Origin of the sequence: Xanthomonas prunicola, assembly GCF_002846205.1 — a bacterium.
Taxonomy (GTDB): Bacteria; Pseudomonadota; Gammaproteobacteria; order Xanthomonadales; family Xanthomonadaceae; genus Xanthomonas; species Xanthomonas prunicola.
Genome location: NZ_PHKV01000001.1, coordinates 416,091 through 436,261, shown reverse-complemented (window position 1 = coordinate 436,261; position 20,171 = coordinate 416,091). Strand labels below are relative to the sequence as shown.

Genomic DNA, 20,171 nt, shown 5'->3' with positions numbered 1-20,171 from the left:
GGGTGTCGAGCCGCGATGCAAGGTCGCGATCATTTCGAGCGGCCAGAAGGTCATCTGAGGGAAATGCACTGTTGGGTCCGCTGCGCGCCACCATTGCGGGATGGCGCGGGCTTGCCGATGACGCGACCGCAAACTTCCTGGGGCCGAGCGCAGACGCAGCGGCACGCACAGAGACGGGCTTGCCCGCACCGCCTGTGGCCCGCACTATGCGCCGACTTGTTGTGAAGTTGATCCGGTGCGCCTTCTATCCCGCTTGCCCCATTGGCTGCTCGCTGTGTTCTGGGTGTGCCTGTGTCTGGCAGTGCTTCCAGTGCAGGCGCGGACGCCCGCAACACCTGTCCCCATTCAGTTGACGATTGCTGACGGACTGCCGTCCGACACGATCAATCAATTGGCCGAAGACAAGCAGGGGTATCTGTGGCTTGCCAGTGATGATGGGTTGGCCAGGTTCGACGGCCGCAACTACCGCATCTGGCGGATGGAAGATGGCCTGACCAGCAATGTCGTCTGGACCATCTGTGTCGATGCCCACGATCGGGTGTGGATGGGCTTTGAGGATGGCGGCGTTGGCTATCTGGAAGCGAACACGCGCACGTTCAAACGCCTGGAAGATCCACATTTCCCGGAACTACGCGACGCGACCTTGTGGTCATTGGCACAGACGCCGGACGGCGATATCTGGATCGGCACTGCCAAGCAAGGCCTCTATCGGTACCGCTCCGATGGACGGATGCAGCACTTTTCTGCCAAGGCCGCAGATCTGGCGAGCTTGCCGTCCGACAATGTGGTGGGTCTCGAGGTTGCACCCGACGGCGCACTGTGGATCGGCACCTGGGGCGGGCTCGTGCACTGGGATGGTCGACGCTTGGAGCGCGTGCCGTTGCCGGGCCCGTCCCAGGCAGTCAACAGGTTGTACAAAGAGTCCGACGGCAAGGTGCTATGGGTTGCCGATTTTGATGGCAATACAGTCCAGTTCAATACTGTCGGGCCGCCCACGCCTCGTCCCTGGCACAGCGTCACGGCCACGCCGCAGGTCAAAGGCGTGCTGCTGCGCGATCGCGTTGGGCGCTATTGGCTGGATACCGATACCGGCCTTGGGATGAGCGCCGGTGGCGGCGCCGTCGAACGCGTGCCGGTCTACAGTTTTTCGGCGCACGGCCTGGTCAACCGGAACTGGATTACCGCTTACGAGGACCGCGAAGGAGGGCTGTGGTTCGCGAGTCTGGAGGGCGGGCTGTGGCATCTGCCTCCGCGTTGGGACACCTTCGCCCTGTTCTCGCACCGCGCGGATGACCCGCAGTCCCTCGCCAATCCCTCGGTCGTTGCGACAGCCCCTTCGCGCACGGGCGGGATCTGGCTGGTCGGTACACGCGGTGCGCTTGAGCACTTCGATCCGGTCACCGGCCGCATCGAGCGACATCTGGCCCCGATCGATCCAGAACGCGTTCCCGACACCGTCATTGAAAGCACACTGGGGAAGGTCTGGATCGGTGTACAGGGCACGCTGGTTCGGTACGATCCGCGGACACGCGAGGTCAAGCGCTGGCCGCTGCTCAAGCACATGCAAGATCCCGCAGCCGACCCCGAGATTGCGGGCAGGCCGGGCAGGATGGCCGAGGATGCGCAAGGACGCATCTGGGTCGCATTGCTGACGCACGGGGTGCAACTCTGGAGCAGCGAAGGCCAACTGCTCAGAACGATCGACTATGCAAGCCACGGGCTGAAAGCGCTGACCGTCCTGGATATGCGGACCGGGCCGGATGGACAAATCTGGCTGAGCAACAATGCCGGACTGTGGCGATGGGATCCGCATGCCGACCAGTTCGTTGCGGTGCGTGGCGTGCCGTCCCTGCCGACCTATGTGTTTCGCCAGGGCGAGGGGGGCATTGTCTGGGTTGGGTTGGCAGGGAAACTACAGCGCTATCTTTGGGACGGCAAGCAGCTCACGCTGCTGGATACGGTGGGGAAGGACCAGGAGTTTCCGAAGGTCTCGCCGACCGGCCTGGTGGTCGATGCCGGCGGCGTGGCCTGGGTCTCCAGTCATCGTGGCCTGATTCGGGTCGATCCCGGCAGCAAGCTGGTGCGTTTGTATGACGTACACGATGGTCTTCCCACCTCGCCCCTGCAGGTGGCGACTTTAGTGCAGGCAAACACGGGGCAGATCCTGGGCGGCACGTCCGATGGCATCGTGGTGTTCGATCCAGCCACGATGCGCCCGAATTCACGTCGACCCCGGTTGCTGATCGAACGTGTCAGCCTGCGACGCGGTGAGCGCGAACTGGATGTCACCGGCAAGGCGCCACTGCAAGTGCAGGACGGCGACCGCGACCTGCATATCGTTGCGCGGATGCCCACGTTCACCAATCCCGAATCCACGAGCTACCGCTTCCGTTTGAGCGGCTACGACCCGGACTGGATCGATGTGGGCTCCACTGGCGAGCGCCTGTTCTCGCGTCTGCCTTCAGGGCATTACACGCTGGAAGTGCAGGGGCGCACTGCCGATGGCATCTGGTCTGCGAGCCAGGCATTACGTTTTCAGGTGTTGCCGCCATGGTGGCTGTCGCCGTGGGGTTTGAGTTTGCTCGCTTTGCTGACCATGTGCCTGATTGCTGCGGCCACCTTGTTGTACCGCCGTCGACTGCGTCGCTTGAACGCCTGGCAGTTGGCGGTGCACAAACAGGAACTGGCCGAGCAAGCCTCTTTGGCCAAGACCCGTTTTCTCGCAACGCTCGGCCACGAAGTGCGCACGCCGATGACTGGCGTTTTAGGTATGAGCGAATTGCTGCTCAAGACATCGCAGGATGCAACGCAGCGTAGCTATACCGAATCGATCCGTCGCGCGGGTGCGCATCTGTTGCGGCTGGTCAACGATGCGTTGGACCTGGCCCGCATCGAATCCGGACGGCTGGAACTGGATTTCGAGCCATTTTCGGTGCGTCAACTCGTGGCCGAAGTGGAAGCGCTGATGGCACCGTTGGCGCAAGAGCGCGGCCTGCGTTTCAACCTGGAAATCGGTTTGCTCGGCGACATCACCGCCAGCGGCGATTCCACCCGCATCCGGCAGATTCTGCTCAATCTGCTCAATAACGCGATCAAATTCACCGAGCGTGGCGTGGTCGGTTTGAAGTTGACCACGCTCGGTTCCTATCAAGGCCTGCGCTTTGAAGTGGCTGACACGGGTCCTGGCATTAACGCCGAACAGAAAGCGCGCCTGTTTCAGCGCTTCGAGCAGGGCGATGGTGCGAGGACGACTTCACGCTATGGTGGCAGTGGTCTGGGCTTGGCGATCTGCCAGGAGCTGGCGATGGCAATGGGCGGGCAGATCGAGGTGATCAGCCGACTCGGTGCGGGGACGCGCTTTGTGGTGGATCTGCCCCTGCGCTGGGTGGCGTCCAATGCAACGCTGGGCGGCGAAGTGACGCATGTTGGCAACGCGGTCGAACCGCAGCGCATCCTGCTGGTGGAAGACGACGCGACGATCGCGGAGGTCATTATCGGCTTGCTGCGTGCGCAGGGGCATTCGGTCGTGCATGCACCGCACGGCCTGGCGGCGTTGACCGAGGCGGCCGACAACACCTTCGATCTGGCGTTGCTGGATCTGGATCTGCCCGGGCTGGATGGGTTCGCGCTGGCGCGGCAACTGCGCGTATTCGGCTACGAGATGCCGTTGATCGCCGTGACCGCACGCTCCGATGAAGCCGCCGAGCCGAACGCACACGAAGCCGGCTTCGACAGCTTCCTGCGCAAGCCGCTCACCGGCGACATGTTGGCCGACACCATCGCCGAGGCGTTGCGGCGTGCGGGCCCACGCGACGGTCTCTAGCCGCCACGGATGCGTGACATTGCGCTGCCGCTACTCGGCAACCGCTTCGACTTCCTTGGGATGCGGTCGCGTCTCGGCCAGCTGCCAGAAGATCAACGTCGACGACAAGGTGATACCGCCGACGCACAGGAAGGTGGCATGCAGCGCTGCGGTGGCTCCATGCGTGTCGCCCAGATGCGTGTTGAAAGCGGCCAGCAAGCTACCCGCTGCTGCTGCGCCGAAACCGGTGGACAGCATCATCACCATCGATAGCAAGCTGTTGCCGGGGCTGGCTTGGTCGTGGCCGAGGTCGCGCAGTGTCACGGTGTTCATGACGGTAAATTGCAGCGAATTCACCGCGCCGAAGCAGGCCAGTTGCACCAGGCGCAGCCACAGCGGCTGGCCGATATCGATCAACGCAAAGCTGGCCATGGCCATGCCCACCAAGACGGTGTTGAGCATCAGCACGCGCCGATAGCCGAAGCGTCCCACCAGTTTGACCGCCGCGCGTTTGGAGGCCATGCCGGCCAACGCCACTGGCACCATCATCAGCCCCGCATTCATCGGGCTCATGCCCAGGCCCACCTGCAATAGCAACGGGATCAGAAACGGCATCGAGCCGCTGCCCACACGTGCGAACAGGTTGCCCAGAATACCGATGCGGTAGCTCGCTACCTTGAACAGCGCCAGCGGAAACAGCGCATTGGTGGTGTTGCCGGCATGCAGCCAGTAGCCGGCCAGTGCGGCAAGTCCGCCGATCGCCAGCAACATCACAAACGCATGGCGCAGGCCGAGTTCGGAGATGCCATCCAGGGCCAGCGACAATGCCACCATGCCGAACGCCAGCATCAGGTAGCCAACCAAGTCGAAACGCTTGCGTGCATCGCCATAGTGATCCGGCATGATCTTGAGCGCGGCAATAAACCCGATCACCCCGATCGGCAGATTGATCAAGAACACCCAGTGCCACGAGGCGACTTCGACCAGCCAGCCACCCAAGGTCGGGCCGATCAGTGGGCCGATCAGCGCGGGGATCGCGATGAAGCTCATCGCACGCAGGAAGTCTGCGCGTGCCACCGTCTTGAGCACCGCCAGCCGTCCGACCGGCAGCAACATCGCGCCGCCGATGCCTTGCACCACGCGTGCGGCAACCAGCTGCGGCAGGTGTTGTGCGGCTGCGCAAAGCAGCGAACCCAGGGTGAACACGATGATCGCGGCAAGGAAGGTGCGCCGCGTGCCGAAGCGATCTGCAATCCAGCCCGACGCGGGGATAAACATCGCCACTGCCAGCGCATAACTGAAGACCACCGACTGCATCTGCAGCGGACTTTCGTGCAGGCTGCGCGCCATCGACGGCAACGCCGTATTGACGATGGTGGCATCCAGCATCTGCATGAAGATGGCCAGCGACACCAGCCAAAGCAACGGCTTGATGGCGTCGTAGGCGCGCAAGGCGGGGGCAGGCTGAGACATGGGTATCGCCAACGTGAGGACAGCACATTATCCCCGCCGCATTGTGCAGAAAGTCGCAACGAGGACGGTCCCATTGCTTTCGTCCGTCACAGCGATGCATCGGCAACGAATGAGACACGCCGCACCTAATTGAATGTCAGGCCCGCCGCGCGGCATGAATCGTCGGGACGAAGATCCGGGGGCGTGCTAATGCCCGGCTTGGCTTGCAACAACTGATTGATTCGCTGGCGAATCTCTCGTGTCTCCAACCGGTCTAGGCAAGGCGAGCGAGTGCTCACCTTGCGTGCGCTGGATGGATCGGGCAGGAGGCGGGGAGACCGCTGAGATAACCAAGCGCACTTGATCTCTTGGAGCTTTGCCGACGGTCTGGTCAGGGATGGCGCGACTTGGGTATGGCCGCCTTCAGAGCGCGCCAATTATCAGGTCGGACATTCCATGGAAAAGCAGGTGTTCAATGTATTACAGCGTGCCTTTCTCGCGCGCGATCCCTTAACCACAACGCTCGCCAAGATCGCTGCAGAGCTGTCGCAGAGCGACATCTTGAACGGCGCGGCATGTGCGTTTGTCGAGGAGAAGGACAGCAATCGGTCGGCTTCGGACGTTGCGAACATGCAGGGAAGCTTGACCCGGTGCTTTCCCGTCCAACATGCGCAGCAGGTTCTCGGCCGATTGACAGTGACGCTGGCGCACGGCGGTATGACCACACAAGCGATGACGCTATGTCGGCAGATTGCAAAATGTTGTGCCTACCTGATCAAGCGCGATGCCGCACGGGCGTTGGCGGAAGATCGGTTCGCTCGATCACTGCGGATTACAGGCATTTCCGAAGAAGTCTGGATGATCGATGCGTTCGTCGAGCAGGCCGCAGACAGTCGCTTGCCAGTCATCGTGCACGGCGAGTTCGGTACCGAGAAGGAGGCAGTGGCCTTCTTGTTGCATGCGGCATCACCTTGGCGACAGTGGCCGTTCGTCGTGGTCGACTGCATCCATCCTGCCGGTGCGCCGGCAGAGTGGTGCGAGCGCGCCGCGGGAGGAACCTTGTTCCTGCAGGGCGTTGATGAGCTCGACGACGCGCTGCAACGCCAGTTGGCCGGGCATCTTCCGTGCGGGGACGGTCCATGGCCCACGTCGGGCGGCGAGGCCGCGTGCCGCGTGATCGCCTCCACGACCGCCAATCTCTCGCGTCGCGTGCGTGCGCAGCGCTTTTCTCGTGCGTTGTTGTCGCAACTGGATGTCCTGACCATCGCGCTTGCTCCCTTGCGAAACCGCCGGGCAGACATCGGCTTGCATGTCGAGCGCTTGCTGGATCGCCATGGCCTGGATCCCCTTCAGCTGATCACCGAGCCGCTGATGGACGCCTTGACCCACTACCCGTGGCCAGAAAACCTCCAGGAGCTGGAACGGGTGATGCTGCGCCTGGCGGTCATGACTGGCGGCAGGCCGATCGGCAGCGTCGACATCCAACGTCACGCCCCGCGCCTGGTGGAAGGCCGGGAGCAAGAAACCCCGCGCGATCTGCGCTCAACGATGCCGCCACAGGCCGATCGCTCGGCCGAGACCGCGCCGCCAGAAGCGCCTGTCGACTGGATAGACGGCCTCCCGCATCGTCCCCGTCAGCGCCTCGCCAGCCTGCACGACGCACTACGGCGTGCCCTGGTGCATCTGGGCGAACACTACGCCGAACCGCTGACCCTGGGCGATCTGGCCAGGCAGGCGCACGTCAGCCAGTCGCATCTGGGCTTCCTGTTCCGCGACGAACTGGGCACCCCGTTCAAACCGATGCTGCAGCAGCTACGCATCGAAAAAGCCAAGGAATTGCTGCAGCGGCAACGCAAGCTGCGCATCACCGAAGTGGCACTGAAGGTCGGCTTCGGCGACCTGAGCCATTTCGAGAAGAGCTTCCGGCGGCTGGTGGGGGTGAGCCCGCGTCAGTTCCGTAATGCCGGCGCACGAGGCGGGTCGTCACCGGTCTAGGCGTTAGGTAGCAGTGTCTTGATGGTTTCGTGCTGCTTGGACAGCAGATCACGCAGCACGAACTCTCCAATCAGTGCAGCAGCTGCCTTGCGCTGACCGTCAATGTCTGGGAGCGCCGCATATGTATTGGCGCGATCGGACGGGCTTGAATAGAAGGGTGCCTGCGCCTCAGTGGCGGTGGTGAGAGTCAAAAACGCGACGGCCGTTTTTGCGAACGGCGGCTTCTTGTTGTTGACGAACACCACCAGCGTGCACTCGTAGCTGATGCCTCCCACCCTTGGCGTGTTGTGTGGTTGGGCCAGGATGTTGACGTCTTCGCCGAGCCAGTGTCCGACGGCTTGCTCGAATGCGGCAATGTCCAGCCCTCGTAGCTGTTTATGGGTCACCCGTGCCACCGCCGCCATGTCCACGCCGGAAAAACGTAGTCGGTCAATTGCCAGATATGGGCTCTGGGCGAGGATGCTCATCAACTGGAGATCGTCGCTGAAAGCAGCCGAAAGCACGACCGGCGCGGTGAAAGACGCCGACAGCAGCGTGAGCAGGGTGCCGGTGCCATAGCGTGCGGCAAGGATGCGCGTGCGCGTTGCATCGGTGGGTTGCCCGTTGACGTAGTCCGGTGCGGCTCCCAACGTGCGTGCACGCACCGACGCCATTAACGCGTTTATCAGCGCGGTGGCGTCGTCTCCAGCTTGCCCGACGTGTCTGCCCGCCATTGCATCGAGCACGTCTTGAAAATGCCGCAGTTGCGCTCTGGACGCGTACCAGGCGTGGATGGCGGCCACACGTTCGCGTCGCTTGGCCTCCTTGTGTGCGCCCAATGCGAGCGGGTCGCTGGCGATCTCGCACAACATCAGCAGATTTTCGCGTAGATGATAATCCAGGTCCGGGAGCGGCAATTGCCAGCGCTCCTGCGTGCCGCCGGCAGTGGCGATGGTGAGGTGGGCGTTTTCCATCTCCGACCAGATCGCGATCGCTTCGATCGTGTCGCGACGCGGCAGGCTCACGTCGATCAATTCCATGAGTATGCCGCGTGGACTTGCCGGTTCCGAAACAATCCGGTCGGCATAGGTTTCCATGAGGGTGGCGTGCCAGGTGTAACCCAGGCGATAGAGCACGAATGGCTTGATTCCGTCGTTCAGCACGATGCCTGGCGGGGATGGTGTATCGCGCTCGCCGATCTTGGCGATCTCTACGCCGGTATAAGCGGAAAGGCCGGTGCGGTCACGTTCGAAGACCCGGCGTAATGTCTGCGGCGCGTCACAGGTGACCAAGCACCGCACGTCGACTGCGTTCGGACTCCATTGCGCACGTGGAATTGGGTAAAGCTGTTCTGACAGAGGAGATTCGAGGGCCGTCAGCAGACTGAGCTCAAAGGCGATGAGGACGCCGACCTTCCGCATCTCATCGACGACGATGTCTTCAATTTCCGCATGCAGTGCATCCTGCACGGATGTGGGAAGCCAGGGGTCGATCGCGACCTGCGTGTCCCAATCCGAGCTTCCCGAATCGAACAGGTGCTGGTCCTGCCCTTGCAATAGGTCGATGCATGCTGTGAATGCATTGCCTCCTTTGATGTAAAAGCGTGCCAGCGGCTGGTCGTCGCGCAACATGAATCGCTCGCGCACCGCGATGCATAGACCGGCGATCCGATCCTGGATGGTGCCCAATGCCTGGATCACCGCAGAGCGCACGTTGGGATAGCGCGCCGCGTCGTTGATCCGTTTGGTCAACTCGCCGCTGATCGCACGGCGCAGTTGTTCTTGTTCGGGAGATTCCTTCATGGCGTGGCCTCGGCTCGCAACGGGTGGAGAGTGCGTTTGCTCAGGGAGCGCTTGGATCTGCAGCGTTGGAATAATTGAGATCGATCTGCAAACCGTCACAGGGCGTTCCTGGTAGCGACAGCACCGCGTTTTGCTCGCACTGCCAGAGTGCAGCTTGCGCATAACCGCTGCCGGCCGGGTCGGATGCGGTCAACGTCTGGATGTCGCCGGCGTAGGTGTGGGTATTGGCATTTGCAACGCGCCAGGCCCAGATCTGCAGCGCTGGCCCCGGCGCGAGTGCGGCAACTAGGCTGGCGGCCAGCACGTGCGAGCAATACAGGCCTGGCGCATAGCCGGCAGCGACCAGTGCGGCTATCCAAGCGCGGATGTAGGCGACTCCGTCGGGACTGGGGTGGCCGCCGTCTTCCCAGTCCAGATAGACCGCCGCACCAAAGGGAAAGCCCTCTCGATTGGCCAGGACGGCTGCGTTTGCGCCGTCTAGGCTGCCCTGTGCTGCAGTCACGGTGTGCGAGCCCGGTCCGGTGGTCTGCTGGCCCAGGTAGACCGGCGCCAGCCCCCACCCATTGGCGACCAGTGTTGGCCGCCATCCCATCCAATCTGTATCGGCATGGCTAGGTGCCGGCGCAAGGTAATAGCCGCACCATGCCAGGGCGGTATTCGCCTTCAACCAGGCGAGCGCGGGCAGTCCTGGAAAGCGGGCGGTATCGAAGCCGATGTGGAACGTCATGGTGAAACTCCCGCGTCTGGAAAAGGAGGGGGAAGCGTGCAGTCAGACAATGGCTTGCAGATGCAATGCGATCTGCTCGTACCAATCGATGGCTTGGCGTGGGTAGGCCTCCCAGCCACTGCTGCTGCGAATCAAGTGCGCCGAGCTGCGTGCTGGCGGATAGGCGATGCCTGCGGTGATGCATGCCCCTTCCATGAGGGCAGGGGCCGACAGGGTTTGGGGGATACCCAGATAGTCGGTCAGTTTCGATTTATTGACACATCGCATAGACGCGATTTCCCAATCGCAGATCCCACTTCCGCGTGGCCGACTGCCGCTCGCGCCTGCGGCGGTGGCCTGGTTGATGGCTGTCACGATGGAACCCAGATCGCGCGTGGTCTGGAAACACACCAGGTGAAACAACTCACCATGCGTGTCGGTCAAGTCAACCGGTGGATCGCACGGGAAGTCACTTACATCGTCGAGCGAAAAGCCGGTTTCCTCGGCAAACTCGCGCCGCGCAGCCGCCTCGGGAGATTCGCCGTCGTGGATGCCGCCACCAGGCAATGCCCACTGACCTGCTTGATTGACGATGGTCGGTAGCTGGCTATCGGCCCAACTGGCGATGTTGCGTGCGATCGCCTCTGCCTGCGCACGTGGCGCATTCCACTGCAAGGGATTGCTGACGGAAGCGGGGATGCTGGATGCAAGCGTGTCGGTATCGGTTCTGATGTTCGGAGCAAGCGCAACGGCTGGTCGGCGTGCAGTCGTTACGTCAATGAGGTTTCTGACGGCAAATAACACGTTGTCTGCAATCAGCTTTCCGTCGTGCGTAGTGAGGCATGTGTTCCTTGCAACATCGAGTGCGTTTGCCGCGTCGGGAAAAGCGGGGCTACCGTCGCGCAAGACGTCGCTCGCTGCCCGGTAGGCGCTACTTAGATGCGCATGGACATTGGTCCAATCCGGAACGGGATTGGCGTTGACCTTGCACACCAGCGTAAGTGCTTCCATCGCCAGGACAAGCGCCGCGTACGGCGCCCACCACTTGTTGAAATTGCGTTTGCGTGCAATCAGATAGTTGCCGGCTCCGTCCGTCACCGCCGCATAGACCTGTGGCATGCCATCAGTTCCGGTCCGGCGTCGATGGGCGCGACACTTCCGGCGGCGGCGAGTCGGGTGTGCCGGCGCTCATCGCCTGCTCGGCCTGTTGCGCGGCGGCGACCGCAGCGGCAGCGGCCTGGTCGGCCTGCTGCAAGGCCTGCGCTGCGCTATCGACTTCCCGGCCGTAACCAGCTGAGGCGATCGCGGCGTTCGCGGCCTGCATGGCCGCCTGCACGGCCATGTCGGCCGCGGCCATGGCCTGGTCGACCTGGGCTTGCGCCGCCTTGAGTGCGGCCTCGGCCTGCGACAACGCAGGCGATTGCGCCGCAGAGGCGGCGGTCTGTGCCGGAGGCGTGGGTTGGGTATTGTCGGACATGCGGATATCTCCTGAAGTGGAAGCGGGATGGAGCGGGGCAACCGCGTCGGTGTGCGGTGGCTGGATCGGGACCGTGAGCGGTGGGATATCGGTCGGGCGCTGCGCTGCGAGAGCGCGCAGCATTTCGCCAAGTGCGTGTTCGGCTTGCGTCATGCCCTGGCGTGCGGCAGCCAGGGCGGCTGCGCGTCCTGCATGCACTGCGTCGCGAGCCGCGTCGGCGGGGCTGATCGCAAGCGGGGCGTGGTCGGTGGCTGCGGCAAGCGAACTTGATGCGTTCACTCCCAGTCCTCCGTGTCTGCAACTTGCGGAGTGCTGGTGGGTACGTGTACGACTGCGGCACCGAAATCGCGGAGCGAAATGACGCCACCGTTGACCTGCAGCAGCGCCGCTAGAGAGTCGTTCTGCATGGCGAACACGCAGCTGTTGCCATCCTGGCCCAGCACGCCACGGCTGGGCCGGTTTGCAGCAAGAAACGCTTGCGCAGACTGTAGGTAGAGACCAATCGCGTCGCTTGCCGCATCGCCGTCGCCGTCGCCGTGGTAGCGGGTGTGCTGCACGATCTGCTGTGCCGCCAGCGAGAGCCGTGCGAAGCCGATCTGGCGACCGCGTGCCAACCACTCTGCAACGCTGCGTTCGACTTCGTTGGGCGACGGCAGACCCTGGACTTGTGGGCAATCCAGGGTGGTGAACAGCAGCGGCAACAGCGTCTGCAGTGCCGAGGCCGCCGCGTGCGCGCGCTCGTCCTCAGCTGCGATGGTGGCGGTGCAGGCCAGATAGAAGCGGTAGTAGTCGCAGAATTCCAGCGGCGTTCGCGCCTGCTCGATGGCGAAGGCCGCCGCTTCCTGTTGCAGTCCCGGCGTCACGTTGGCCGGCGGCGCGTCGGCCGCCAGTTGGCGTAGCGCCAGGCTTTCTTCCAGGTCCAGCGACTGGAACACTGCAGCGCCATCGACCTTCAACTGCATCAGCAGGCTGCGGCCCGCGGCCAGATCGCTTGCCGTGAACAGGGCGTTGTCGCGGAAGATGCGCTGCAGCTGCGCCTTGACCACCGACCCGGTATCGCCGGCTTCTGCTTGCGCCAACGTGCCCAGGTCGGTCTGGCTCAGAGTCATCAGCTTGACCGGGCTGACCTTCAGTTCCAACTGCGGCAACAAGGCCAGGCGTGAGCCGTGCAAGCCTTGCTGCACGTCGTCGAGCAAGCTGCTCTCGTCGGGAAAGTCATAACGCACACCGGGCGACTGAATCGCCCAGGCCAGCCACTGCGTGCCTCCATCGATGAAGGCCAGGCAGTGCCTGCCCAGCGTCGAGAGCATCGTTGGCATCGAGATCAGGCGGCCTGCGATCGAAACGGACATTGCATGACTCCTTGTGAGTTCAGCCAGCGGGGAAGTTCTTCAGCACCAGCCCGGCCGCCGAGCCGATCCTGGCAAAGTCGTCGGTAGCGCCCTGCATCAGTGCCTGCGCCTGCGTCAGTGCAGTGACGTACTTGTCATCGCCGGTGGCCAGGTACTGCGCCATCGCAACGCCAACGGCCGTGGTTGCGATCGTGGACACATTGCGTAACGCATCGGTCGCGTCTTGCACCGCGATGGCGGTGGACTGCGCCACGGATTGGTAGGCTTTGCCGGCGCCACTGGTCAGTACAACCTGCGGACTCATGGTCGCCAGCTGCACCTGGTTGATGACATCGATGACCTGCGCATTGACCTTTGTCGGTTCCATCTTGGTTCCCATGGAAGGATCGGCCGCCTTTCAATGAGGCCTGGTGGTAGGGGGGGATGACGTCACTTCTGCCGGCGGCCTATGACTGAGTAGGCGGCGCAGGTGCAGGTGCAGGGATAGATGCAGATGCAGGTGCAGCAGGAGCAGCAGGTGCAGGTGCAGGAACACCAGGGGGTGCGCCAGCAGTTGGAGTTGTGGGGGAAGGCGCGAGTGCAGCAACAGGAGCAGCAGGAGAGGCAGCATGATCGGGGCCGGCGCCGGAGGCGGGGGGAGTGGCAGGCAGCGGTGGCGGTACGCTCAGCGCATGCACGTCCATGAGGTCGGCGGTTGCGGCCGCCGCATCCGCTGAAGCGCCTTGTGCCTGGGTTTTCAGTACGTCGACGGCCACCTTGGCTTCTGCCGCTGCGGCGGCGATCACCGCGGCTGGCGGAGGCGGTACGGAGGGCGGGCCAGGTAACGGCGCAACTGTCGGCGCTGGCCCGGGGGGTGGGGGCGGCAACGGCGGCGCAACCGGGAACGGTGCTGAGATCATCTTGGCGCAGGCTGCGGTGATCGCTGCTGCATTGATCATGCCCGCGCCTTGCTGCCGGTTGACGGCGTTGTGCATCGCCATGCCCAACGTCTCCAGCATCACGGCATCGAGCATGCCGAGCGCCTGTGCGGGTGCTTGACCGGTGGCCAGCGTCACGATGCTGCTCACGGCGTCGACGATCTGGCTGTTCACGCTACTGTCGTCGATCATGACGAAGTCGCTCCCTTCTGGATGATGAGGGCAAGGATGTTGGTGAGTGCGGCATCGGCGAGAACCTGTCCGCGTTGTTGGCTGGCAACGGCGTTTCCCATCGCCAACGCGATGGAGTCCGCCAACGCCAGGTAGGTGGCTCCCATCGCGAAGGCCGGCGCTTGCCCGATGGCCATCGCCGCACCTGTTGCGGCAGTACCGATCAGGCTGGCGACGCTTGCGGTGGACGCGCTTGGCTCCATGACGGCGCACTAGCGTCGGCTTTTAGACCAACGACGGCCTGCGCTGTTCAACGCCAGCCGAAGCCGAGAACAGCACGGTGTTCTGTGGCTCGTGTTTGCCTGCGTACTGCAACGCCACACCATTGGGCACGCATTCCAGAAATGCAATATTGCCGGGCGGTACATCGATCTTGCTGTCTAGCTGATGCCGATAGACCAGCGGCTGTGCTCCGGGAATCAAGGGCAGGATGCCGTCGAACTCGACGTTCATCACTGCCTTTTGGTGCGGCGCAAATGTCGCCACGATGGTGCGGCCCCTGATCAATCTGACGAAGACGTCCAGGGTGTTGGACGTAGTGATATGACGTAGTTGCAGCATGAGGCGTCCTTTCTCGATTCGGCCAACGAACTGCGTGGGAGTTGCAGGGGTTTCGTGTATCGAACCAGGCGCCGCTCGTGCCGTGGCAGCGGCGCCTGGTGGCCGATTACCGGAGCCCGGCGCTCAGGATTTCCCGGGTGGCGACGCCATCGGACGCGGTATCGATCGAATACAGGGTGGAAACGCCCTGGGTGGTCGATGCCTGCATCGTCACGTAGGACTGCTGCTGATTGTTGGTGGCATTGTGGGCGGCGTTGGACAGCGCCTGGCTGGTGGCAACGAACAGGTTGCCCATTGCAATCGCCGGCGCATCGCCGAGGACCTTGGTGTTGACCTGGGAAACGGAGTCGGTGATCTGGCTGTTGACGGCAGTCGGAAAGGCCATGGTGATAGCTCCTAGAGGTAGTGAAGGAATGAAGACGCTGCAGCGTTAGCAGTTAGCCGAGAATCTTCTTGGTGGCGGCACCCGTGGCGCCGGTATCGAGCGAATACAGCAGCGAAACGCCCATCGTGGTTGCTGCCTGTGCGGTGACATACATCTGTTGTTGCGCGAGTGTTGCGTTGTGGGCTGCGTTTGCCAGCGCCTGTGCGGTGGCCTGGTACAGATTGCCCATGGCTGCGGCAGGGGAGCTTCCCAGCACTTGCAGGTTGGCCTGGGTAACCGAATCGGTGATCTGGTCGTTGACGGCGGTGGGAAATGCCATGCGCGGGTGTCCTTGGCGTCAGCCGAGCCGTTAAACGCTCAGGATCTGCTTGGTAACGACGCCGGTGGTGGCGGTGTCGATGGAGTACAGGGTCGCCACGCCCATCGTGGTGGCCGACTGCGCAGTGACATAGCTCTGCTGCTGCGCATTGGTTGCGTTATGAGCAGCATTGGCCAACGCTTGTGCGGTTGCTTGATACAGATTGCCCATTGCAATTGCCGGTGCATCGCCCAGGACCTTGGTATTTACCTGAGTAACGGAATCGGTGATCTGATTATTGACTGCGGTTGGAAATGCCATTGCTTGCTCCTTATGTGCCGGAAATCACGATTGACTTAGCCCAGGCCCTTCACGCCAGTGCTCAGAATCTGCTTGGTTGCTACCCCGGTGGTGGCGGTATCGATGGAGTACAGGGTGGCCACGCCCATCGTGGTGGCCGACTGCGCGGTGACATAACTCTGCTGCTGCGCATTGGTCGCGTTATGGGCGGCATTGGCTAGCGCTTGTGCGGTCGCCTGGTACAGATTGCCCATCGCAATTGCCGGGGCATCGCCCAGCACTTTGGTATTGGCTTGTGTGAAGGAGTCGGTGATCTGGTCGTTGACGGCAGTTGGAAAGGCCATGCTTTTCTCCCTGGTTTGCGGATGTTTGGAGCGCCGGAACAAACGTGACGGTGTCGAGGGTTGGCAGCCTGCCGACCTGTGAGATGTGCCGTGCTGGCACCGCATCACCGTGGAGAAACAGTAGATCGCCGTCGCCTGGAAAAATTGGTTCAAACGATGGCAATGTCGGGCTTATCGACGTGAAGTCTGATTCGCTTTAGCGCGGTATGCGACGCAATGACGCGTTTTGGAACGGCGTGCGGGGAATGTATCGGGGAGTCGCGACGTGGGTTACACAAAAGTGATGCAAAACACGCCAGACGCATTGCCTGAGTTGAGTCATGGCGCTTGCGTTCGCTTCACGATTCGCTGCAATAGCGTCGTCGGTAGCTGATGCCTTGTCGGTGGTTGCAAAATAGGGCAGCCAGCGCATTGCTGACCTGTTGCATGTGATGCCCTGCATGCGAGCGCGTTTGATTGCCGTAGCAGGTTGGTTGGCGCCGGGTAAGTTGCAACACGAACGCGGCACTGAGATATCTGCTTGCGCGCGCGTCCGGGAATAATCCGGCGCGGCACGCGGACTGCAGACCATGCGGCACGCGCGTCGTTGCGCAGACATGCGCTTGCCACGGCCAAAATCCATGTTGTGCGGTGCCGGTCATCTGCACCTCAGCGATGGTTTGAGTTTGTCTTGGCTTGGCGCGGGTGATGAAGCAACGTGCGCATTGCGTTGCGTTTGGGCGTCGGTAAGGCAGCGTGCGGCCTGCCCATATTCCTGGTGCGGAATTTGAAAGTTAATGAAGCAATGCAAGAAAGCCGCGTCTGGCGCGGCTGCTTTTTTTCCACTATTTACGATGGCCTTGCGGTAGGCCTCGCTCTTGCTGGAGAGTCTACGCGTCCGTGCGGGAACGCGGGGCACGTCTCGGTCGACTTGTCAGCGCCACGCATCTCCAGCGGTCATGCAACCGCCTGTCCGATGCAGCTTCTGACGGACACGATCTTTCTGCGCATTTAGAGCGGCTAACAAAACGTAGCGAGCAGCCGTCAGGTGGGCGCGGACGGCGCGCAGGAACCGGAGTGTACGCGTGGTACATGCCGATTCCGAGCACCGGCCGCGCCCGCCTGGCGGCTGCGCAGTAGTTTTGTTAGCTGCTCTTAGTCCGCGCAAGCCAAGACACGGTCGCCAGCGGCGCTGCGCTGTCGACCGTGTCTTGGCATTACCGCCTGCTCAAACTCTGCACCGCTTCCACCAGCACACCGACATGCTCCGGATTCATATCCGGCGACATGCCGTGGCCGAGGTTGAAGACGTGGCCTTCGCGCGAGCCGCCATTGCCTTGCGCATAGCTGTCCAGGGTCTTGCCGACTTCGGTGCGAATCGCTTCGGGCGAGCCGTACAGTGTGGCCGGGTCCAGGTTGCCCTGCAGGGCAACGCGGCCGCCTGCGCGTTGCGCGGCGTCGGCCAGCGAAATGGTCCAGTCCACGCCCACCGCTTCGGCGCCGCTGGCGGCCAGATCGGCCACGTAGGCGCCGTTGCCCTTGCCGAACAACACCAGCGGGGTGCGCTCGGCGCCGTCGCCGCGCTCCAGCTCGCGCGCGATGCGGGTGAGGTAGGGCAGCGAGAATTCGCGGTACATCGCCGGCGAGAGCACGCCGCCCCAGGTGTCGAACACCTGCAGGGCCTGCGCACCGGCGGCGCGCTGTGCGGCCAGGTAGGCGATCACCGCGTCGGTAACGGTGTTGAGCAGGTGATGCAGTAACTCTGGTGCGTTGAAGGCCATCGCCTTGATGCGTGCGTATTCCTTGCTGCCGCCGCCTTCGATCATGTAACAGGCCAGCGTCCACGGGCTGCCGGAAAAACCGATCAACGGCACGGAACCGTCGAGTTCGCGGCGGATCACGCGCACGGCGTCCATCACGTAGCGCAGCTCGGTTTCCATGTCCGGCACGCCTAGACGGTGGATTGCAGCAGCGTCGCGCACCGGGTGGCGGAACTTGGGGCCTTCGCCTTCGACGAAATACAGCTCCAGGCCCATGGCATCGGGGATGGTGAGGATGTCGGAGAACAGGATCGCCGCATCCAGCGGAAAACGCTGCAGCGGCTGCAAGGTCACTTCGCAGGCGATGTCCGGGTTTTTGGCCATGCCCAGGAAGCTGCCGGCGCGCGCGCGCGTGGCGCGGTATTCCGGCAGATAGCGGCCGGCCTGGCGCATCAACCACACAGGGGTGCGGTCCACGGGCTGACGGTTGAGGGCGCGCAGCAGGCGATCGTTCTTGAGCATGGGAAGGTGTGTCCTCAGCGCGGCGCGTCGGCGCCGCCGGTGATGAGTTGGAAACCGCGTTTGAGTTGGGTGTCGCGCGCCTTGTCGAAGGCGCGGTCCGCTTCATCCTGTTGCAGGTATTGGTCGCGTCGCAGTTGCGTGCGTCCACCGATCTCGCCGGTTTCGCGCAGCAATTCCCAGCCACCGAACAGGTCCGGTTGCAAGGTCAGCTGGACATAGCGGAGCGGCGCGTTACCACCGGGATCGTGCTGTAGAAGGATGCGCATGCGGCCGATTGTAGCCGGCCGCTGCTGAAGGCTGCTGGGGCGGGGGATGGGGGGATGGGGGGATGGGAGAGTGGGAGAGTGGGAAGTTGGGTTGGGACAGGGATGCAGGTGGGTTCCGCAGATAGCGCAATGCACGGCGCTGCGTTTTTCCGGATGTCGGATCGCGTCTGGGACACTTCGTCTAACCAAGGTCGACGTGCTTGGGCGATGAAGCGAACGGGGGCGCAGCCTCAGGACGGCGCGCCGGCAGCGCCCCGCCGTGAGGCGGATCGGCAGGCGGCCGGCGATCCAGCGTTACATTCAGCCGATGGCCGCTGATGGCAGCCGAGGGGCCACCGGTCACACCCAACCCAATGGGCGCCGTGTGCCGCAAGCGCCAGCGCTGGGCGCTTAGCCCGCCAGGATCTTCAGCACCGCCGCTTCTTCCACATCCGGCACAACCTCGGCCTTGCCGATACCACGCCACAGCACCAGGCGCAGGCGGCCGGCGATGTTTTTCTTGTCCAGCCGCATGCGTGCGAGTAGGGCCTCCGGGGTCAGACCTGGCGGGATTTCGGTGGGCAGGTCGAAGGCGTGCAGCAGGGCGCGCAAGGCCTCGGTGTCCTGCGCATCGCTCATGCCCAGTGCGGCCGACAGGCGCGCCGCCAGCACCATGCCGACTGCGACGGCTTCGCCATGGTTGAGGTTGTCGTTGCCGGGCGCGCCGTAGCCTTGTTCGGTTTCGATGGCGTGGCCGAAGGTGTGGCCCAGGTTGAGCAGGGCGCGCTCACCTTTTTCCAACGGGTCGCGCGCCACGATTTCGGCCTTGTGCTCGCAGCTGCGGGCGATGGCCTGCGCCAGCGCGGCCGGATCGCTGTCCAGCAGCGCACGGCGCTCGGCGTGCAGCCACTGGAAGAACAGCGGGTCGCGGATGGCGCCGTACTTGATCACTTCGGCCAGGCCGGCGCGCAGTTCGCGCGCGGGCAGGGTGCGCAAGGTGTCGGTGTCGGCGATCACCGCGCGCGGCGGATGGAACGCACCGACCAGGTTCTTGCCTTGCGGGATGTCCACCGCGGTCTTGCCGCCGACCGAGGAATCCACCATCGCCAGCAGGCTGGTGGGCAGCTGCACGCAGTCCACGCCGCGCATCCAGCACGCCGCCGCAAAGCCAGCCAGGTCGCCGACCACACCGCCGCCCAGCGCGAACACGCAGGCGTCGCGGGTGGCGCCCAGTTCGGCCAGCGCGGTGATCGCAGAGCCGAAGGTGTCCAGCGTCTTGGAGGCTTCGCCAGCGGCGATGACCAGTTCGCCAATCTGCAGGTCCGGTCGCGCGTTCAACAGCGCGGCGCGCACGCCGGCCGCGTAATGCGGGGCCACCTGCGAGTCGCTGAGCAGCAGTGCGTGGCGACCGCGCACATGGCTGGCTAGGCGCGCGCCGTCGGCTAATAGGCCGGGCGCGATGGTGATGGTGTAAGGCTGCGCACCGTCGACATCGACGCTGCGCGAGGAACGGGAAAGTGTCATGCGGGGGGACTCGACATGCGCCATTGCGCGGCCAGGCGCAGCACCAACTGCGCGGTCGCCTCGGCGGGGGAAAGATGATCGGTTTCCAGGCTGAGGTCGGCGACCTCCTGGTACAGCGGCGTGCGGTGCGCGGCCATCGCATGCAGCACCTGCTCGCGGTCGGCGCGTTGCAACAGCGGACGATTGCGGTCGCGCGCCAGTCGCGTCAGCTGCGCCGGCACGCTGACATGCAGATACACCACAAACCCACGTGCGCAGATGCGCTGGCGGGTGTGCGGATCCAGCACCGCGCCGCCACCGGTGGAAATCAGTTTGTTGTCCTGTTCCAGCAGCGCCTGCAAGGTCTCCGCCTCATGCTGCCGGAACCTGGCTTCGCCATGCTGCTCGAAGATTGCCGGGATGCTGCTGCCCACCTGTTCGACGATGGCCTGGTCCACATCGACGAACTCCAGCCCGAAGCGCTCGGCCAGGCGACGGCCGATGCAGCTTTTTCCGGCGCCCATCGGGCCGACCATCACGAGATTGGGTGCGGGGTTCATG

The 20,171-nt window shown here is 63.4% G+C and carries 21 protein-coding genes and 1 other RNA gene; 3 read left to right on the top strand and 19 right to left on the bottom strand.

Annotated features, from left to right (window positions below; all coding sequences use genetic code 11):
* Positions 1-274: 274 nt before the first annotated feature.
* Entirely contained in the window at positions 275-3,823 is a 3,549-nt protein-coding gene (locus XpruCFBP8353_RS02075) for a hybrid sensor histidine kinase/response regulator (RefSeq protein ID WP_101361706.1), read from the top strand.
* A gap of 30 nt (positions 3,824-3,853) precedes the next feature.
* Here the strand turns inward: XpruCFBP8353_RS02075 and mdtD are convergent, their stop codons facing one another.
* Positions 3,854-5,275 carry a multidrug transporter subunit MdtD gene (gene mdtD / locus XpruCFBP8353_RS02070; RefSeq protein WP_101361705.1) on the bottom strand — a complete coding sequence of 474 codons (1,422 nt, stop codon included), beginning with the start codon at positions 5,273-5,275 and terminating at the stop codon, positions 3,854-3,856.
* A gap of 837 nt (positions 5,276-6,112) precedes the next feature.
* Between mdtD and XpruCFBP8353_RS02065 the strand changes: the two genes are divergently transcribed.
* Positions 6,113-7,249 carry an AraC family transcriptional regulator gene (locus tag XpruCFBP8353_RS02065; protein WP_243391031.1) on the top strand — a complete coding sequence of 379 codons (1,137 nt, stop codon included), beginning with the start codon at positions 6,113-6,115 and terminating at the stop codon, positions 7,247-7,249.
* Here the strand turns inward: XpruCFBP8353_RS02065 and XpruCFBP8353_RS02060 are convergent.
* The 4 genes from XpruCFBP8353_RS02060 to XpruCFBP8353_RS24195 are packed head-to-tail and all read right to left on the bottom strand — an operon-like array spanning position 7,246 to position 11,213.
* Positions 7,246-9,030, bottom strand: a complete 1,785-nt coding sequence (locus tag XpruCFBP8353_RS02060) for a hypothetical protein (protein WP_101361703.1) — start codon at positions 9,028-9,030, stop codon at positions 7,246-7,248. The two genes, XpruCFBP8353_RS02065 and XpruCFBP8353_RS02060, sit on opposite strands and share 4 nt — an antisense overlap.
* A gap of 40 nt (positions 9,031-9,070) precedes the next feature.
* Positions 9,071-9,757: a glycoside hydrolase domain-containing protein gene (locus tag XpruCFBP8353_RS02055; RefSeq protein WP_101361702.1), complete on the bottom strand. Its 687-nt coding sequence runs from the start codon at positions 9,755-9,757 to the stop codon at positions 9,071-9,073.
* A gap of 42 nt (positions 9,758-9,799) precedes the next feature.
* A complete protein-coding gene (locus XpruCFBP8353_RS02050) occupies positions 9,800-10,855 on the bottom strand; it encodes an NUDIX hydrolase (protein ID WP_207759564.1) in 1,056 nt (351 codons plus the stop codon).
* A 4-nt stretch (positions 10,856-10,859) separates the two neighbouring features.
* Positions 10,860-11,213, bottom strand: a complete 354-nt coding sequence (locus XpruCFBP8353_RS24195; protein WP_243391030.1) for a hypothetical protein — start codon at positions 11,211-11,213, stop codon at positions 10,860-10,862.
* A gap of 27 nt (positions 11,214-11,240) precedes the next feature.
* Here XpruCFBP8353_RS24195 and XpruCFBP8353_RS24190 point away from each other — a divergent pair, with 27 nt between their 5' ends.
* Positions 11,241-11,483, top strand: coding sequence for a hypothetical protein (locus XpruCFBP8353_RS24190; RefSeq protein WP_243391029.1), 243 nt, complete (start codon positions 11,241-11,243; stop codon positions 11,481-11,483).
* 5 nt (positions 11,484-11,488) lie between these two features.
* Here the strand turns inward: XpruCFBP8353_RS24190 and XpruCFBP8353_RS02040 are convergent, their stop codons facing one another.
* The 14 genes from XpruCFBP8353_RS02040 to XpruCFBP8353_RS01970 all read right to left on the bottom strand — a co-directional run bounded on the left by XpruCFBP8353_RS02040 (position 11,489) and on the right by XpruCFBP8353_RS01970 (position 20,170).
* Positions 11,489-12,565, bottom strand: a complete 1,077-nt coding sequence (locus XpruCFBP8353_RS02040) for a hypothetical protein (RefSeq protein WP_101361700.1) — start codon at positions 12,563-12,565, stop codon at positions 11,489-11,491.
* 19 nt (positions 12,566-12,584) lie between these two features.
* Complete coding sequence (locus tag XpruCFBP8353_RS02035; protein ID WP_024939226.1) at positions 12,585-12,932, bottom strand: hypothetical protein; 348 nt, start codon at positions 12,930-12,932, stop codon at positions 12,585-12,587.
* A gap of 79 nt (positions 12,933-13,011) precedes the next feature.
* The gene (locus XpruCFBP8353_RS02030; RefSeq protein ID WP_101361699.1) at positions 13,012-13,674 is read right to left on the bottom strand and encodes a RebB family R body protein; all 663 of its coding nucleotides are present in this window, start codon (positions 13,672-13,674) and stop codon (positions 13,012-13,014) included.
* Positions 13,671-13,850 carry a RebB family R body protein gene (locus XpruCFBP8353_RS02025; protein WP_165786143.1) on the bottom strand — a complete coding sequence of 60 codons (180 nt, stop codon included), beginning with the start codon at positions 13,848-13,850 and terminating at the stop codon, positions 13,671-13,673. The genes XpruCFBP8353_RS02030 and XpruCFBP8353_RS02025 overlap by 4 nt, the downstream gene beginning before the upstream one ends.
* An 88-nt stretch (positions 13,851-13,938) precedes the next feature.
* The gene (locus XpruCFBP8353_RS02020; protein WP_101361697.1) at positions 13,939-14,274 is read right to left on the bottom strand and encodes a hypothetical protein; all 336 of its coding nucleotides are present in this window, start codon (positions 14,272-14,274) and stop codon (positions 13,939-13,941) included.
* Positions 14,275-14,380: 106 nt separating this feature from the next.
* Entirely contained in the window at positions 14,381-14,659 is a 279-nt protein-coding gene (locus XpruCFBP8353_RS02015) for a RebB family R body protein (protein WP_022973268.1), read from the bottom strand.
* Between the two features lie 52 nt (positions 14,660-14,711).
* Positions 14,712-14,978, bottom strand: coding sequence for a RebB family R body protein (locus tag XpruCFBP8353_RS02010; protein ID WP_101361696.1), 267 nt, complete (start codon positions 14,976-14,978; stop codon positions 14,712-14,714).
* 30 nt (positions 14,979-15,008) lie between these two features.
* On the bottom strand, positions 15,009-15,278 hold the full coding sequence (locus XpruCFBP8353_RS02005) for a RebB family R body protein (protein ID WP_064507351.1): 270 nt from the start codon (positions 15,276-15,278) through the stop codon (positions 15,009-15,011).
* 35 nt (positions 15,279-15,313) lie between these two features.
* Complete coding sequence (locus tag XpruCFBP8353_RS02000) at positions 15,314-15,601, bottom strand: RebB family R body protein (protein ID WP_101361695.1); 288 nt, start codon at positions 15,599-15,601, stop codon at positions 15,314-15,316.
* A 997-nt stretch (positions 15,602-16,598) separates the two neighbouring features.
* A non-coding RNA gene (locus XpruCFBP8353_RS01990) (sX9 sRNA) lies at positions 16,599-16,674 on the bottom strand.
* 123 nt (positions 16,675-16,797) lie between these two features.
* Positions 16,798-17,862: a uroporphyrinogen decarboxylase gene (gene hemE / locus XpruCFBP8353_RS01985; RefSeq protein WP_101361693.1), complete on the bottom strand. Its 1,065-nt coding sequence runs from the start codon at positions 17,860-17,862 to the stop codon at positions 16,798-16,800.
* Between the two features lie 14 nt (positions 17,863-17,876).
* The gene (locus tag XpruCFBP8353_RS01980) at positions 17,877-18,128 is read right to left on the bottom strand and encodes a WGR domain-containing protein (protein WP_010369113.1); all 252 of its coding nucleotides are present in this window, start codon (positions 18,126-18,128) and stop codon (positions 17,877-17,879) included.
* Between the two features lie 390 nt (positions 18,129-18,518).
* On the bottom strand, positions 18,519-19,631 hold the full coding sequence (aroB, locus tag XpruCFBP8353_RS01975; protein ID WP_101362431.1) for a 3-dehydroquinate synthase: 1,113 nt from the start codon (positions 19,629-19,631) through the stop codon (positions 18,519-18,521).
* Positions 19,628-20,170, bottom strand: coding sequence for a shikimate kinase (locus tag XpruCFBP8353_RS01970; RefSeq protein WP_101361692.1), 543 nt, complete (start codon positions 20,168-20,170; stop codon positions 19,628-19,630). The genes aroB and XpruCFBP8353_RS01970 overlap by 4 nt, the downstream gene beginning before the upstream one ends.
* Position 20,171 lies beyond the last annotated feature (1 nt).

Excerpts from the sequence above, each read along its gene's own strand:
- XpruCFBP8353_RS02025 (WP_165786143.1), bottom strand. The coding sequence starts at position 13,850 with ATGGCCATCGGGCAAGCGCCGGCCTTCGCGATGGGAGCCACCTACCTG.
- hemE (WP_101361693.1), bottom strand. The coding sequence starts at position 17,862 with ATGCTCAAGAACGATCGCCTGCTGCGCGCCCTCAACCGTCAGCCCGTG.
- XpruCFBP8353_RS02015 (WP_022973268.1), bottom strand. The coding sequence starts at position 14,659 with ATGGCCTTTCCGACTGCCGTCAACAGCCAGATCACCGACTCCGTTTCC.
- XpruCFBP8353_RS02040 (WP_101361700.1), bottom strand. The coding sequence starts at position 12,565 with ATGTCCGTTTCGATCGCAGGCCGCCTGATCTCGATGCCAACGATGCTC.
- mdtD (WP_101361705.1), bottom strand. The coding sequence starts at position 5,275 with ATGTCTCAGCCTGCCCCCGCCTTGCGCGCCTACGACGCCATCAAGCCG.
- XpruCFBP8353_RS02020 (WP_101361697.1), bottom strand. The coding sequence starts at position 14,274 with ATGCTGCAACTACGTCATATCACTACGTCCAACACCCTGGACGTCTTC.
- XpruCFBP8353_RS02000 (WP_101361695.1), bottom strand. The coding sequence starts at position 15,601 with ATGGCCTTTCCAACTGCCGTCAACGACCAGATCACCGACTCCTTCACA.
- XpruCFBP8353_RS01970 (WP_101361692.1), bottom strand. The coding sequence starts at position 20,170 with ATGAACCCCGCACCCAATCTCGTGATGGTCGGCCCGATGGGCGCCGGA.
- XpruCFBP8353_RS02010 (WP_101361696.1), bottom strand. The coding sequence starts at position 14,978 with ATGGCATTTCCCACCGCCGTCAACGACCAGATCACCGATTCGGTTACC.
- aroB (WP_101362431.1), bottom strand. The coding sequence starts at position 19,631 with ATGACACTTTCCCGTTCCTCGCGCAGCGTCGATGTCGACGGTGCGCAG.
- XpruCFBP8353_RS01980 (WP_010369113.1), bottom strand. The coding sequence starts at position 18,128 with ATGCGCATCCTTCTACAGCACGATCCCGGTGGTAACGCGCCGCTCCGC.
- XpruCFBP8353_RS24190 (WP_243391029.1), top strand. The coding sequence starts at position 11,241 with ATGGAGCGGGGCAACCGCGTCGGTGTGCGGTGGCTGGATCGGGACCGT.
- XpruCFBP8353_RS02005 (WP_064507351.1), bottom strand. The coding sequence starts at position 15,278 with ATGGCATTTCCAACCGCAGTCAATAATCAGATCACCGATTCCGTTACT.
- XpruCFBP8353_RS02065 (WP_243391031.1), top strand. The coding sequence starts at position 6,113 with ATGATCGATGCGTTCGTCGAGCAGGCCGCAGACAGTCGCTTGCCAGTC.
- XpruCFBP8353_RS02055 (WP_101361702.1), bottom strand. The coding sequence starts at position 9,757 with ATGACGTTCCACATCGGCTTCGATACCGCCCGCTTTCCAGGACTGCCC.
- XpruCFBP8353_RS02060 (WP_101361703.1), bottom strand. The coding sequence starts at position 9,030 with ATGAAGGAATCTCCCGAACAAGAACAACTGCGCCGTGCGATCAGCGGC.
- XpruCFBP8353_RS02035 (WP_024939226.1), bottom strand. The coding sequence starts at position 12,932 with ATGGAACCGACAAAGGTCAATGCGCAGGTCATCGATGTCATCAACCAG.
- XpruCFBP8353_RS24195 (WP_243391030.1), bottom strand. The coding sequence starts at position 11,213 with ATGTCCGACAATACCCAACCCACGCCTCCGGCACAGACCGCCGCCTCT.
- XpruCFBP8353_RS02050 (WP_207759564.1), bottom strand. The coding sequence starts at position 10,855 with ATGCCACAGGTCTATGCGGCGGTGACGGACGGAGCCGGCAACTATCTG.
- XpruCFBP8353_RS02030 (WP_101361699.1), bottom strand. The coding sequence starts at position 13,674 with ATGATCGACGACAGTAGCGTGAACAGCCAGATCGTCGACGCCGTGAGC.